We start from the raw sequence: 14,485 nt of genomic DNA, 5'->3' as shown, positions 1-14,485 counted from the left end.
CCTCGCTACGACGTCAGGTCCCGGAAGGCGGACAGGGCACGCCGGATGTTCTCGACCGAGTTCGCGTACGAGAACCGCAGGTGGCCCTCGCCGTACTCGCCGAACGCCGTCCCCGGCAGGCAGGCGACGCCGGCCTCCTCGAGCAGGCGGTCGGCCAGCGTGGCCGCGGACAGGCCGGTTCCGGTGATGTTCGGGAAGGCGTAGAACGCGCCGTCCGGCTCCACACACGACACCCCTGGTACGGCGTTCAGGCCGGAGACGATCACCTCGCGGCGCTCGCGGAACGCCTCGACCATGGTGTCCACGTCGTCCCACGGGCCTTCGAGGGCGGCGATCGCGGCGTACTGGCTGAAGGCCGACGTACACGAGACCGAGTTGATCACCAGCCGGGTGATCGGCTCGACCAGCGGCTGCGGGAACACGCCGAAACCGAGCCGCCAGCCGGTCATCGCGAACGTCTTCGACCAGCCGTCGAGCAGGATCGTCCGGTCCGCCATCCCGTCGAGGTCGAGCACGCTGTGGTGCGCCCCGGAACCGTCACCGTCGTACCGCAGCGCCCAGTAGACCTCGTCGCTGAGCACGACGAGGTCGTGCCGGACCGCGAGCTCGGCGATCGCCGCGAGCTGCTCCGGCGTGGACGCGCTGCCGCACGGGTTGTGCGGGGAGTTGAGGATGAGCAGCTTGGTCCGCGGGGTGATCAGCGACGCGAGCTCGTCGGGGTCGATGACGAAGCCGTTCTCCTCGCGCAGCGGCACCGGGACCGGTGTCGCCCCGGCGAACGCGGCGATCGACGCGTACATCGGGAAGCCGGGGTCGGGGTAGAGGACCTCGTCGCCCTCCTCGCACAGCGCCATGATCGTGAAGAACATGATCGGCTTGGCACCGGGCGTCACGACCACCTGGTCGGGCGTCGTCCGCAGCCGGCCGGTGCGTTCGAGGAAGTCGGTGACCGCGGTCCGCAACTCGGGGATGCCGGGCGCCGGCACGTAGTGCGTGTGACCCTTGTCGATGGCCTGCTGCGCGGCCGCCGCGACGTGGGCCGGAGTGTCGAAGTCCGGCTCGCCGATCTCCAGGTGCACGACCTCGCGGCCGCTCGCGGCCAGCGCCTTGGCCTTCGCCAGCACCTCGAACGCAGACTCGGTCCCCAGCCGCCCCATCCGCCCAGCAAGCCTCATCCCACCGAGCCTAGTCCACCCGTCGGTTACCCGCCGACACCGCCGGCCGCCCGTGGAATCATCAGGATCAGGAGCTCGAGAAGGAGTGCGGATGCCACGGGTAGCGGTCACCGGAAGCAGCGGGAAACTCGGCCGGGCGGTGGTCGATCACCTGCAGGACCACGGCTGGGACGTGGTGGCCCTCGACCAGGCTCCGCCGGCACGGACCGGGGTGACGGCATCCCGGGTCGACCTGACCGATTTCGGCCAGACCTACGAGGCGATCGCGGGGATCGACGACCGGCACGACGGCGTCGACGCGGTCGTCCACCTGGCCGCGATCCCGGCGCCGGGGCTGCGGCCGAACGCGGCGACCTTCGAGAACAACATGGTGGCCACGTACAACGTGTTCTCGGCGGCCGTCCGGGCCGGTGTGCGCAACCTCGTCTGGGCGTCGAGCGAGACCGTGCTCGGGTTGCCGTTCGACGAGTTCCCGCCGTACGTGCCGGTGGACGAGGAGTACCCGCCGCGGCCGAACAGCACGTACTCACTGGTGAAGACGCTGGAGGAGGAGCTGGCCCGGCAACTGGTCCGGTGGCATCCGGACCTGAAGCTGATCGGCCTGCGGTTCTCCAACGTGATGTACCCCGAGGACTACGCGAACTTCCCGTCGTTCGACGCCGACGCCCGGCTCCGCAAGTGGAACCTGTGGGGCTACATCGACGCGCGTGACGGCGCCCAGGCGGTCCGCAAGGCCCTCGAGTACGACGTCACCGGCACGGACGTGTTCATCATCGCCAACGCCGACACGGTGATGACCCGGCCGAACGAGGAGCTCCTGGCCGAGGTCTTCCCGGGCGTCCCGGTGAAGCGGCCGTTCGGCCCGAACGAGACGCTGCTGTCCATCGACAAGGCCCGCAACCTCCTCGGCTACGAACCGCAGCACTCCTGGCGCGACTAGCGCGGCGGACCGTACGGGAACAGGTTGTCCGGGTCGTACGCCGTGCGGATCTCGGTCAGGCGGGTCAGGGTGTCGGCCGGCCAGCACGCCTCGTAGACCCCGGGCACCGAGAGCGCGCCGGCGAAGTTGACGGTCATCTCGGGGGAGATCCAGCGGCCGAGCGGCCCGAGTACGCCGTTGGCCGCGCCCGGCAGGACGTCCGCGAACAGCGTCGGGTCGGGCACGCCGATGATCACCAGGCTGTACGCCGCCCCGCGCCCGCCGACCGCGCTGCCCGCCGGTACGTCGCGGTGGATCGCGCCACCGAGGTGCCGGATCTCGATCGCGACCAGCGGCAACTGACGGTCCGGTCCGGCGACGTCGACGAACGTCGCCGCGAACTCGGCGTCGACCTCGGTCAGCAGCGCCCCGCGGTCCCAGGCCGGCACCGGGTCCTTGGGGTCGTTGTGGATCAGCGCGATGTCGCTCGCCGGCATCTCGCCGACGCCGCCGAGAATCGGCGTACCGGCGTCCCGGACCGGCTGGAACAGCCGCTCGCCCTCGGCCGGGTCGCCGACGAACGCGTAGCGCACGGTCAGCGTGGTCTTGCCGCGGATCGGCTCGGGGATCGCGTCCAGCGGCGGCAGCCGGAGGATCGCGACCGAGGAGTTCACCGTCTCGGGGACCGACGTGGTCCACTCGAGCCAGGTGGTGAGCACCGACTCGACGTCCTCGGGGCCGAAGAACAGCGAGCCGCCGTACAACGAGGTGAGCTCGACCAGCTCGAAGTCCATCGAGGTGACCAGGCCGAGGCCACCCTTGCCGCCGCGCAGCGCCCAGAAGAGGTCCGGATTCTCGTCGGCGGTCGCGGTCACGACCTCACCGGCGCCGGTGACGACCCGGAATCCGCGGACCCAGTCGGAGGAGACGCCGTACGTCCGCGACAGCGGGCCGAGGCCGCCGCCGAGGGTGTAGCCGATGCAGCCGACCGCGTCGGAGGCTCCGGTGATCGGCGCCAGCCCGTGCTCGGCCGCGGCCGCGACCACCTCGGCCCAGCGGCAGCCCGCCTCGATGCGCGCGATCCGGCCGTCGATGGTCACGTTCGCCATCCGCGAGGTGGTGACCAGTACGCCGTCCTCGATCGCGCGGGCCGAACCGTGCCCGGTCGCCAGCACGCGGACCGGCGTACCGCTGTCGGCCGCGGCCCGCACGACCGCGGCGGCGTCCGCCTCGGACGTGATCCCGACGGCCACCTCGGGCGTGTGCCGGACGGCGAGGTTGAACCCCGACACCTCCGCCGCGAAACCCTCGTCCTCCGGCCCGAACACCGGCCCCCGCACCGCGCCCCGAAGCTGTTCTGCCAACGCACCCATCAGTGCCTCCCCTCTCCAGACGGCAGTCTTTCCCGCGAAGGGGTCAGACGATCCGCACCCGGAGCCGGCGGAAGCCGCGGCCCTTGCTCTCCATCTTCACGACCTCCATCCGGCCGATCATCGCCGTGGACGCGACATGTGTGCCGCCGTCGGCCTGGGTGTCCAGGCCGTCGATGTCGACGATCCGGACGACCTCGATGTCCGGCGGCAGCAGGTTGGTGGCGGTCCGGATGATGTCCGGGATCGCGAACGCCTCCGCCCGCGGCAGGTTGCTCACCGTGATCCGGCGGTCGGTGCGGATCTCCGCGTTCACCGCCTCGGCGACCCGGTCCTTGAAGTCCGGCGGCACCTCGGCCAGGTCGAAGTCCATCCGGGCGGTCAGCGGCTCCATGTTCCCGCCGGTGACCAGCGCACCGAAGTCGCGGAAGACCACACCGGTGAGCACGTGCAGACCGGAGTGCGTCCGCATCAGGTCCGTCCGGCGCTCGTCGTCGAGCGCGCCGCGGACCGCCGTGCCGACCGGCGGCACCGGATCCTCCTCGTGCGGCACCAGGTACAGGTCGTCGCCCTTGGCCGTGCCGAGGATGCGCGTCCGCACCCCGCCCCAGAGCAGTACGCCGTGGTCCGGCGGCTGACCGCCACCGCCGGGGTAGAACGCGGACCGGTCGAGCACGATGCCGCGCTCGGGGTCGACACCGACGACGGTCGCGTCCCACTCGCGCAGCGTGGCGTCGTCGAGATCCAGCCGATGCGTGTGCGTCACCCTGCCGAATCTAGCGCGCCGCGGCCGGCGTCGCTCGGCGTTTGCCCAGGAGTTGACCGCGGCGGGAGCGCGCGTGGATTCTCGGTCGCAGGGTAAGGGGGAGCCATGGGGCAACGCAGTCCGCTGGTCACGCTCGCAGTCGCCGCCGTCGGCCTGGTGGCGCTACTGGTCGTGAGCAGCACCCAGACCGGCACCTTGGCCGCGCCCGGCACCGCCCCGACCTCAGCCCCAACCTCAGGCCCGACCTCAGCCCCCGCCACCACCCCGACGCCCTCACCGGACGCCACTCCGACTCCTTCGGCAATCCCGACCCGGCAGCTCGTCGGGGTGTTCACCGGCCGGACGACGGGACGCGAAGCCACCCTCGCGGTGGCGGTGAAAGGCGGCCGGGCGGTGGCGTACGTCTGCGACGGCCGCCGCGTCGAAGCCTGGTTCACCGGAACGCAGGACGCCGGCCGGCTCGCCTTGCGCTCCAAACGCGGCGACCGGCTGGCGGCCACGGTCGCTGCCGACGCCGTCACCGGCTCGCTCACCGTGCGCGGCCGCCCACTGTCCTTCACGATCGACCAGGCGGCCCCGCCCGCCGGCCTGTACCGCGGCCGCACGTCCCGCGGCACCATCGGCTGGATCGTCCTGCCCGACGGCAGCCAGGTCGGCGTCGACAACGACGGCACCCCGGGCCCGGCGCCCGCCCTCGACCCCGCCAGCGGTACGGCGACCGTCGGCGGCACGGCGGTCACGGCCAGGTCGATCACCGGCGACGAGACGTTCTGAGGCCAACCATGAGGCCGACCAAGACGACGACCAAGACGAAGACCGGGCCGACGACCGGGCCGATGACCGTGACGACGACCGGGCCGGTCCGGGCCGCGGGCAGAGCCGTGATCCCGTTGTCGGTCGGCGCGGCGGTCGCCGTGGCGCTCGGCGTCTACGGCCGGCTGCACGAGCCGACCGGAGTCGCCGTCAACCTGGCCGGCTTCTCCAGTCCGCAGGCGGTGAAGGCCTGGCTGACCACGGTCGCGCTGGTGCTGGCCGTCGTACAACTGGTCTCGGCGCTCGCGTTGTTCGGGCAGCTCGGGCCGTTGGCCGGGCGGAGGTGGATCGGCCCGGTGCATCGGTGGTCGGGGCGGGCCGCGGTCGCGGTGACGCTGCCGGTCGTTGCGCATTGCCTGTACGCGTTGGGATTCCAGTACGACGAGCCGCGGGTGCTCGTGCACTCGTTGCTCGGCTGCTTCTTCTACGGAGCGTTCGCCGCCAAGATGCTGACGCTGAGCCGGAACGACCTGCCGCGCTGGCTGTTGCCCGCGGTCGGCGGCGCGGTCTTCACCGGACTGGTCTGCCTCTGGCTCACGTCGTCGTTGTGGTTCTTCACCACCTTCGGCCTCATCCGGTGACAGTCTTCGTTGAGCTCAAGTGTTCTTGAACTGACATGCTGACGGCATGGTCGAATTCGGAGTACAGGTGACGCCGACCGCCGAGGTCGGCCTGCACCGGGAGTTGGTCGCGGCGGCGGACGAGGGTGGTCTCGACCTGGTCGCCGTCCAGGACCATCCGTACGCGCCCAGCCAGCTCGACGCGATGACGCTGATCGGCGATCTGCTGGCCCGGACCGAGCGGCTGCGGTTCTTCCCCGACGTGGCGCCGCTACCGCTCCGGCCGCCGGGCATGCTCGCGCAGGCCGCCGCGGCGCTCGACGTCCTGTCCGGCGGGCGGTTCGAGCTCGGGCTCGGGGCCGGCGGGATCCCGCGCGGCATCACCGGCATCGGCGGCCCGGACCGTACGCCGGGGGAGTCGCTCGAGGCGCTCGCCGAAGCCATCCCGCTCCTGCGGCGGCTGTGGACCGAGCCCGGCCGCGTGGTTGCCGACGGCAAGTACTATCCGGTGAACGTGCGTCCCGGCCCGCTGCCGGTGCACGACATCGCGATCTGGGTCGGCTCGGTCGGGCCGAGGTCGATGCGGCTCACCGGCCGGCTGGCCGACGGGTGGGCGGCCCCGATCCCGCAGTACCTGCCGTACGAGGAGTGGGCCGGAGCGAACGCGATCATCGACGAGGCTGCCACCGCGGCCGGCCGGGATCCGGCCGACGTCCGCCGGATCGCGCAGATCGTCGGCACGATCACCGACGTCCCCGGCGACACCGACACCACCCGGGGCGACGCCCCGGTCCGCGGTACGCCGGACCAGTGGGCCGCGTTCTTCGCCCGGCTGGCCACCGAGCAGCCGTTCCGGACGTTCGTCTTCTGGCCGGAGCAGCACGACCTGACCCAGCTCGGCCGGTTCGCCCACGACGTCGTACCCGCGACGAAGGCGCTCCTGGACTGACTACCACGCGTGACATTGCCGCCGAAGAGGGGGCCGACTCGACGGTAGGCCTTCCGGGCTGAAAACCTGTGCGCGCGGCAGGCGATCCCAGCCGCGCAACGCAGGGTGAGACACGGAGGCGGTCGATGTTCAAGCGTATCGCAGTGGTGAACCGGGGCGAGGCCGCGATGCGGCTGATCAACGCGGTTCGGGAGCTCAACGCCGAGGGCGGTGAGCCGATCGAGACGATCGCGCTGTACACGGAGGGTGAGAGGACCGCGACGTTCGTCCGCGAGGCCGACCTCACCTACCCGCTCGGACCGGCGTCCGCCCGGCCGTACCTGGACCTCGAGGTGCTCGAGCGCGCCCTGCGCGAGACCGGCGCGGACGCCGCCTGGGTCGGCTGGGGCTTCGTCGCCGAGGATCCCGCGTTCGCGGAGCTGTGCGAGCGGCTCGGAATCACGTTCATCGGTCCGCCGCCGGAGGCGATGCGCAAGCTGGGCGACAAGATCGGGTCCAAGCTGATCGCCGAGGAGGTCGGCGTACCGGTCGCGCCGTGGAGCCGTGGCGCGGTCGAGTCGCTCGAGGCGGCGCTGGAGTCGGCGGCGTCGATCGGCTATCCGCTGATGCTGAAGGCCACCGCGGGCGGTGGCGGCCGCGGGATCCGGGTGATCCGGTCGGCCGAGGAGCTGACGGACGCGTACGCGCGGACCAGCGACGAGGCGGCCCGTGCGTTCGGCAGCGGCGTGGTGTTCCTGGAGCGTCTGGTGACCGGCGCGCGGCACGTCGAGGTGCAGGTGATCGCGGACGGGCAGGGCACGGCCTGGGCGCTCGGCGTCCGGGACTGCTCGGTGCAGCGACGCAACCAGAAGGTGATCGAGGAGTCCGCCTCGCCGCTGCTGTCCGCGTCCCAGGTCGAGGACCTGAAGGCGTCGGCCGAGCGGCTGGCCCTGGCGGTCGGCTACCGCGGCGCCGCGACCGTCGAGTTCCTGTACCACCCGGGCGACAAGGCGTTCGCCTTCCTCGAGGTGAACACCCGGCTGCAGGTCGAGCACCCGATCACCGAGCTGACCACCGACTTCGACCTGGTGAAGGCCCAGTTGCACGTCGCCGCCGGCGGCCGGCTGGAAGGCGGCAAGCCGGCCGAGACCGGCCACGCGGTCGAGGCCCGGCTGAACGCCGAGGACCCGGACCGCGACTTCGCGCCGTCGCCGGGGCGGATCGCCGTCCTGGACCTGCCGGCCGGCCCGGGCGTCCGGGTCGACACCGGCGTCAGCGCGGGCGACAGCATCCCCGCCGACTTCGACTCGATGATCGCGAAGATCATCGCCTACGGCCGGACCCGCGACGAGGCGCTCGCGCGGCTGCGCCGGGCGGTCGCCGCGACCACCGTGCTGATCGAGGGCGGGACGACGAACAAGAGCTTCATCCTCGAGCTGCTCGACCAGCCCGAGGTGATCGACGGCAGCGCGGACACCGGCTGGATCGACCGGGTCCGCGGCGAGGGCCGGCTGGTCTCGCACCGGCACTCCGGCGTCGCGCTGGTCGCGGCCGCGATCGAGGGCTACGAGGACGCCGAGCAGGTCGAGCGGACCCGGCTCCTGGAGACCGCGCACGGCGGCCGGCCGCAGGTGCAGCACGAGGTCGGCCGGGCGATCGACCTCAAGCTCCGCGGCGTCGGCTACCGGGTCACGGTCGCCCGGATCGGCCCGGACCGGTTCCGGGTCGGCGTCGGCAACGGCACCGAGTTCAAGGTCGTGGACGCCGAGCTGGAGCGGCTGGACTCCTACACCGGCCGGCTGGTCGTCGGCGGGCAGCGGTTCCGCCTGGTCACCGCGACCCACGGCCCGGTGCACCTGGTCGAGGTCGACGGAGTCACCCATCGCGTGAGCCGCGACGAGGGCGGCGTACTGCGTTCGCCCGCGCCGGCGCTCGTGGTCGCGACGCCGGTCCAGCCGGGCAGCGTGGTCGAGTCCGGTGCGCCCGTGCTCGTGCTGGAGAGCATGAAGATGGAGACGGTGCTGAACGCGCCGTTCAAGGCCACCGTGAAGGAGTTGCTGGTCGCCACCGGCAGCCAGGTGGAGACCGGTGCGCCGCTGGTCCGGCTCGAGCCGGTCGACGACGAGGCCGTTGCGGAGGAGGCCGCTCCGGTGGACAACGGCGTACAGCTGGACCTGCCGAACGGGTCGGGGGAGAAGTCCGCGGCCGAGCGGGTCGAGCGAGGGCTGGACGACTTGCGCAGCATGCTGCTCGGGTTCGACATCGACCCGCAGGACGAGGGCGGCATGCTGGCCGACTACCTGGCCGCGCGGTCCGAGCTGCCGGAGCCGCCGGTGCCGGCCGAGATCGACCTGCTGCAGGTGTTCGCGGACTTCGCCGAGCTGAGCCGCAACCGGCCGGCCGGTGAGGAGATCAGCACCGAGAACCGGGTGCACAGCCCGCGCGAGCACTTCCACACCTACCTGCAGAGCCTGGACCCCGAACGCGGCGGCCTGCCGACCGAGTTCCGGACCCGGCTCGCCCGGGTGCTCGGCCACTACGGGGTGACCGACTTCGAGCGCAGTACCGAGCTGGAGGAAGCGGTCTTCCGGGTCTTCCTCGCCCAGCAGCGGTCCACGCCGGACGTGCTGCTGGTGACCTCGGTGCTGCAGCGCTGGATCGCCGAGCCGCGACCGGCCGCCGCCCTGGACGAGAGCGCGCACGACCTGCTCGACCGCCTGGTCGTGGCCACCCAGCTGCGCTTCCCGGTGATCGGCGACCTGGCCCGGAGCGTCCGGTTCCGCTGGTACGACCAGCCGCTCGTGGACGCGGAGCGGGCCTCGGTGCTGGCCGGGGTCAGCGACGAGGTCGCCGCGCTCGCCGCAGACCCGTCGGCGCCGAACCGCAAGGAGCGGATCGACGCGCTGGCGTCCATCCCGGAGCCGATCGTCCGGTTCCTCGCGCAGCGGCTCGAGCACGGCTGGAGCGAGCAGGAGCCGATGCTCGAGGTGCTCGTCCGCCGGCATTACCGCGAGTACGAGCTGCACGACCTGCGGGAGTTCGCGGTCGAGGGACGGCCGTTCGTGACCGCCGACTACTCGATCGACGACCGGCTGAGCCACCTCGTCACCACGGTCGGCACGGTCGCCGAGCTGGCCGACCCCGATAGCGGGCTGGTCCAGGCGCTGACGGCCCAGGTGGACGCCCGCCCGGCCGGGCACGAGGTCGTCGCCGAGCTGTACCTGTACGGCCCGGACATCCCGCAGGGACAGCAGGAGGCGTCCGACCACCTGCGCGACCTGGTCGCCGCCCTCCCGGTCTCCCACCAGGTACGGCGCCTGTCGGTCGCGATCGCCCCGGGTGAGGGCCACCCGGTCTGGTACTTCACGTACCGCCCGGCCGCCGGTTCGATGACCGAGGACGACAACGTCCGCGGCGTGCACCCAATGGTCGGCCGGCGGCTGACGCTGTGGCGGCTGCACGACTTCCGGATCACCCGGCTGGACGGGCCCGAGGACGTGCTGCTCTACCACTGTGTCGCCCGCGACAACGAAGCCGACCAGCGGCTGGTCGCGCTCGCCCAGGTCCGCCAGTTCGCGGTGGTCCGGGACGAGGACGGGCAGGTCACCTCGCTGCCGCACGCGGAGCGGGCTATCGCGAACTGCCTGGAGGCGATCCGCCGGGCCCGCACCGAGCGCGGCGCGGCCGGCGCCAAGCTGGACATGAACCACGTCTGGGTGCACATCTGGCCGCAGATCGACGCCCAGGTCGACGAGCTCACCGCCCTGCGCCGCAACATCGCGCCGATGACCGCCGGCGCCGGGATCGAGGAGGTCCTCGTCCAGGGCTCGGTCGCCACCCCGGACGGCTCGGTCAACACGCTGGCCGCGCGGTTCTACTACCAGCACGGCGCCGGTGTGGTCACGTCGGTCGAGCAGCCACCGACCGAGCGGCTGAAGCCGCTCGACGACTACGCGCAGAAGGTGCAGCGGTCCCGCCGCCGCAACACCGTGTACCCGTACGAGGTCGCCGGCATGGTGGCCGGGCCGGGTGGCACGTGGACGGAGTACGACCTGGACGACACGGGCACGCTGATGCCGGCCGAGCGTCCGCGCGGGCTGAACAAGGCCGGGCTGATCGCCGGTGTGGTGACCACGCCGACCACGCGGCATCCAGAGGGCGTCACCCGGGTGGTGCTCAGCGGCGACCCGACCAAGGCGCTCGGCGCGGTCGCGGAGGCGGAGTGCTCGCGGATCATCGCGGCGCTCGACCTGGCCGAGCGGATGCGGGTGCCGGTCGAGTGGTACTCGCTGTCCGCCGGTGCCCGGATCTCGATGGACTCCGGCACCGAGAACATGGACTGGGTGGCGAAGGCGCTGAAGCGGATCGTCGAGTTCACCCAGGACGGCGGCGAGATCAACATCGTGGTGGCCGGCATCAACGTCGGCGCGCAGCCGTACTGGAACGCCGAGGCCACCATGCTGATGCACACCAAGGGCATCCTGGTGATGACCCCGGACAGCGCGATGGTGCTCACCGGCAAGCAGTCGCTGGACTTCTCCGGCGGGGTGTCCGCGGAGGACAACTTCGGCATCGGCGGCTACGACCGGGTGATGGGCCCGAACGGCCAGGCGCAGTACTGGGCGCCCGACCTCAAGGGTGCCCGGGACGTGCTGATGGCCCACTACGACCACACGTACGTCGTTCCCGGCGAGCGCGGGCCGCGGCGGGCCGAGACGTCGGACCCGGTGGACCGCGACGTGACGACGTACCCGCACACCGTCGCGGGCAGCGACTTCCGCACCGTCGGCGAGATCTTCTCGGCGGAGACGAACCCGGAACGCAAGAAGGCGTTCGACATCCGCACGCTGATGCGGGCCGTCACCGACCAGGACCATCCGGTGCTGGAGCGCTGGGCCGGGATGGCCGACGCGGACACCGCGGTCGTGCAGGACGCGCGGCTCGGCGGCTACCCGGTCTGCCTGCTCGGGATCGAGTCCCGCTCGGTGCCGCGCCGCGGCTTCCCGCCCACCGACGGCCCGGACACCTACACCGCCGGCACGCTGTTCCCGCGGTCGTCGAAGAAGGCGGCCCGGGCGATCAACGCGGCCAGCGGGAACCGGCCGCTGGTCGTGCTGGCCAACCTGTCCGGCTTCGACGGCTCGCCCGACTCGATGCGCAACCTGCAACTCGAGTACGGCGCCGAGATCGGCCGCGCGATCGTGAACTTCCGGGGCCCGATCGTGTTCTGCGTGGTGTCGCGGTACCACGGCGGCGCGTTCGTGGTGTTCTCCAAGGCGCTCAACCCGTCGATGACGGTGCTCGCGGTCGAGGGCTCGTTCGCGTCCGTGATCGGCGGCGCGCCCGCGGCGGCCGTGGTTTTCGCCGGCGAGGTGGACGCGCGGACCGCGTCCGACCCGCGGGTGGCGTCGCTGGCCGAGCGCGTCCGGGAGGCGAGCGGCGCCGAGCGGGCCGCGCTGGCGACCGAGCTGGCCGAGGTCCGGACCGCCGTCCGCGCGGAGAAGCTGGGCGAGGTCGCGACCGGGTTCGACCGGGTGCACAGCATCCAGCGGGCCGTCGAGGTCGGCTCGGTGGATGCGGTCATCAGCGCGGCCGAGCTGCGCCCCCGGTTGATCGAGGCAATCGCCGGTGGCCTGGCCCGAGGAGCCGAGCCCCTCTAACCTTGAGGTATGCGTACCGACAGGGGCGGTCGCAACAAAGCACGCGCACTGGTGACCTTTCTCGCCGTGAGCGTCATGTCGGGTGCGCTGGCGGCCGGGCTCGCGATCCCGTTCGCCGGCCTGGCCGGTGTCGGCAGCGAGAAGGTCGTGGAGACCGTGCAGACGCTGCCGCGCGAGCTGGAGATCGAGCCGGTGGCCGTCCGCAGCCGGATCCTGGCCGCGGACGGCACGCTGATCGCCACGCTCTACGAGCAGAACCGGGTGCCGGTGTCGCTGAGCTACATCAACCCGATCATGCGCAAGGCGATCGTGGCGATCGAGGACTCCCGCTTCTACGAGCACGGCGCCCTCGACCTCAAGGGCACGCTGCGGGCGATGCTGCGCAACCAGACCGCGGGCGACGTCCAGCAGGGCGGGTCGAGCATCACCCAGCAGTACGTGAAGCTCAGCCTGGTCGAGAAGGCCAAGACCGCCGAGGAGCGGCACAAGGCGACCGCGGTGACGTACGAGCGCAAGCTGACCGAGCTGCGGTACGCGATCGCGGTCGAGAGCGAGTACTCCAAGGACGAGATCCTCGAGCGGTACCTGAACGTGGTCAACTTCGGCGACGGCGCGTACGGCGTCCAGGCCGCCGCGCAGCACTACTTCCGGACCACCGCCAAGAACCTCACCCTCCCGCAGGCCGCGCTGCTGGCCGGCCTGGTGAAGAACCCGACCGGGTACGACCCGACCAACAACATGGCCCGGGCCAAGGCCCGCCGCGACGTGGTGATCCGCCGGATGCTCGAGCTGAAGGTCATCTCGGTGCACCAGGCGAACACCGCGCTGAAGACCCCGGTGATCGACCCGGCCAGGGTCCTCAAGGTCCCCAACGGCTGCGCGAGCTCGAAGTACCCCTTCTACTGCGAGTACGTCGTCTCGAAGCTGCTGCAGAACCCGGCGCTCGGGCGGACGGTCAAGGACCGGGAGCACTACCTCAAGACCGGCGGCCTGACCGTGACCACGTCACTCGACCGGCGGATCCAGAAGGCCGCGCAGGCCTCGATCGACGAGCACACCAAGCGGACCGACAGCGCGGTCGCGGCGATCACCGTGGTCGAGCCGGGCACCGGTCTGGTGAAGGCGATGGTGCAGAGCCGCGAGTACGGGCGCGGGTCGTTCCAGACGGCGTACAACTACAACGTGGAGAAGTCGTACGCCGGTGGGTTCGGCGGGTTCCAGAACGGCTCGACGATGAAGGCGTTCACGGTAGCGGCCGCGATCTCGCGGGGCGTCCCGCTGGACTACCGGATCAACTCGCCGCAGCAGATCAACCTCAGCGGCAAGCGGTTCAAGACCTGCACGGGCTGGACCAGGGACCCGGACTACACGCCGCAGAACTCCACCCAGGGCGGCAACCTCACCATGGTCGAGGCGACCCGCTACTCGACCAACACGTACTTCCTCCAGTTGTCCCAGCGCGTCGGCCTGTGCCCGATCGCGAAGATCGCCCAGTCGCTGGGGATGTACAACGGGCAGACGATGGAGCCGCTCGACCAGGTGATCTCGATGACGCTGGGCGTCGGCTACGTGACACCGCTGATGCTGTCGAACGCGTACGCGACCTTCGCGGCCCGCGGCAAGTACTGCAAGCCGCTGCTGGTGACGGCGGTCCAGGACAAGTCGCGGCGGCCGATCGAGACCCCGGGCATCGAGTGCAAGCAGGCGCTCAAGCCCGAGGTCGCGGACGGCGTGAACCGGGTCCTCAGCGCGGTGATGGAGCCCGGCGGCACCGGCGGCCGGCTGAACTTCGGCAACTGGGACCTGGCCGGCAAGACCGGCACGATCCAGGACAACAAGGCCGTCTGGTACGCCGGCTACGCGCCGAACCTGGCCGCCGCTGCCGTGGTGGCCGACGCGAACCTGCCGTACACGAACCTGATGTACCGGCACACCCTGGACGGCCGGGACATCTCCGACCCGACCGGCTCCGGCACCGCCGGCCCGCTCTGGCAGACCGCGATGGAGGGTGCCCTCAAGGGGATGCCGCTGCGCCGCTTCGTGGCGCCCCGGCCGGTCGTGGCCGGGGACGGCGCCCGCAAGGACATCCCGCCGGTGAACGGGATGAACCCCGACGACGCCGAGGACCGGCTGCGGCAGGCCGGGTTCGACGTCGTCGTCGCCGAGGACCGGGTCCGCTCCGCGGAGAACGAGGGCACCGTCGCCTACACCGACCCGAGATTCCGCGAGGGCGCCCCGGAGGGCTCCCTGATCACCATCCACATCTCCAACGGCGACTGACCGGCGACTGATCG

Annotated in this window: 9 protein-coding genes; 6 read left to right on the top strand and 3 right to left on the bottom strand. The window is 71.7% G+C overall.

What is annotated here, in order from left to right; translation table 11 throughout:
- Positions 1–5 precede the first annotated feature (5 nt).
- Complete coding sequence (locus tag ACQPYZ_RS21425; protein ID WP_433158750.1) at positions 6–1,175, bottom strand: pyridoxal phosphate-dependent aminotransferase; 1,170 nt, start codon at positions 1,173–1,175, stop codon at positions 6–8.
- Between the two features lie 91 nt (positions 1,176–1,266).
- Between ACQPYZ_RS21425 and ACQPYZ_RS21420 the strand changes: the two genes are divergently transcribed.
- Positions 1,267–2,115, top strand: a complete 849-nt coding sequence (locus ACQPYZ_RS21420) for an NAD-dependent epimerase/dehydratase family protein (protein WP_433158747.1) — start codon at positions 1,267–1,269, stop codon at positions 2,113–2,115.
- On the opposite strand, the gene ACQPYZ_RS21415 is transcribed toward ACQPYZ_RS21420, so the two are convergent.
- Positions 2,112–3,467 carry an FAD-binding oxidoreductase gene (locus tag ACQPYZ_RS21415; RefSeq protein WP_433158744.1) on the bottom strand — a complete coding sequence of 452 codons (1,356 nt, stop codon included), beginning with the start codon at positions 3,465–3,467 and terminating at the stop codon, positions 2,112–2,114. The genes ACQPYZ_RS21420 and ACQPYZ_RS21415 overlap by 4 nt on opposite strands.
- Before the next feature lie 43 nt (positions 3,468–3,510).
- The gene (locus ACQPYZ_RS21410) at positions 3,511–4,230 is read right to left on the bottom strand and encodes an alanyl-tRNA editing protein (protein WP_433158741.1); all 720 of its coding nucleotides are present in this window, start codon (positions 4,228–4,230) and stop codon (positions 3,511–3,513) included.
- A 105-nt stretch (positions 4,231–4,335) separates the two neighbouring features.
- Here ACQPYZ_RS21410 and ACQPYZ_RS21405 point away from each other — a divergent pair, with 105 nt between their 5' ends.
- The 5 genes from ACQPYZ_RS21405 to ACQPYZ_RS21385 all read left to right on the top strand — a co-directional run bounded on the left by ACQPYZ_RS21405 (position 4,336) and on the right by ACQPYZ_RS21385 (position 14,471).
- Positions 4,336–5,004, top strand: coding sequence for a hypothetical protein (locus ACQPYZ_RS21405; protein WP_433158739.1), 669 nt, complete (start codon positions 4,336–4,338; stop codon positions 5,002–5,004).
- 8 nt (positions 5,005–5,012) lie between these two features.
- Entirely contained in the window at positions 5,013–5,624 is a 612-nt protein-coding gene (locus tag ACQPYZ_RS21400; protein ID WP_433158736.1) for a DUF6529 family protein, read from the top strand.
- Between the two features lie 46 nt (positions 5,625–5,670).
- Complete coding sequence (locus ACQPYZ_RS21395) at positions 5,671–6,552, top strand: LLM class flavin-dependent oxidoreductase (RefSeq protein ID WP_433158733.1); 882 nt, start codon at positions 5,671–5,673, stop codon at positions 6,550–6,552.
- A gap of 125 nt (positions 6,553–6,677) precedes the next feature.
- Positions 6,678–12,191 carry a carboxyl transferase domain-containing protein gene (locus ACQPYZ_RS21390; protein WP_433158730.1) on the top strand — a complete coding sequence of 1,838 codons (5,514 nt, stop codon included), beginning with the start codon at positions 6,678–6,680 and terminating at the stop codon, positions 12,189–12,191.
- A gap of 9 nt (positions 12,192–12,200) precedes the next feature.
- Positions 12,201–14,471 carry a penicillin-binding protein gene (locus ACQPYZ_RS21385; protein WP_433158727.1) on the top strand — a complete coding sequence of 757 codons (2,271 nt, stop codon included), beginning with the start codon at positions 12,201–12,203 and terminating at the stop codon, positions 14,469–14,471.
- The last annotated feature ends 14 nt before the right edge of the window (positions 14,472–14,485 follow it).

The sequence above is a fragment of the Kribbella sp. CA-247076 genome, assembly GCF_050942445.1.
GTDB lineage: Bacteria > Actinomycetota > Actinomycetes > Propionibacteriales > Kribbellaceae > Kribbella.
Note: the sequence above shows the minus strand (reverse complement) of the source record. Positions and strands in the feature narration are given on the sequence as shown.